Annotated in this window: 1 protein-coding gene; it reads left to right on the plus strand. The window is 47.6% G+C overall.

Features of this window, described 5'->3' with window-relative positions; translation table 11 throughout:
• Positions 1–5: 5 nt before the first annotated feature.
• A partial coding sequence (locus SB724_RS21400) for an aromatic amino acid lyase (RefSeq protein ID WP_410573039.1) occupies positions 6–246 on the plus strand: 241 nt, incomplete at its 3' end.

Raw genomic sequence — 246 nt, forward strand, 5'->3', positions numbered from 1 at the left:
CATGCGTGCCTAAAAAAGGCTCAGTAGGCGCATCGGGCGATTTAGCCCCCCTTGCTCATATGTGCCTGCCTTTATTAGGTGAAGGGAAAATGCGCTATCAAGGAGAGCTAATAAGCGCAGAACAGGGGTTAAAAATTGCAGGGCTAGAGCCACTGACATTAGCTGCTAAAGAAGGCTTAGCACTATTAAATGGCACACAGGCCTCTACTGCATTAGCACTGCAGGGCTTATTTAGAGCAGAAGATT

Origin of the sequence: Bacillus sp. SIMBA_031 (genome assembly GCF_046535225.1) — a bacterium.
GTDB classification, from domain to species: domain Bacteria; phylum Bacillota; class Bacilli; order Bacillales; family Bacillaceae; genus Bacillus; species Bacillus velezensis.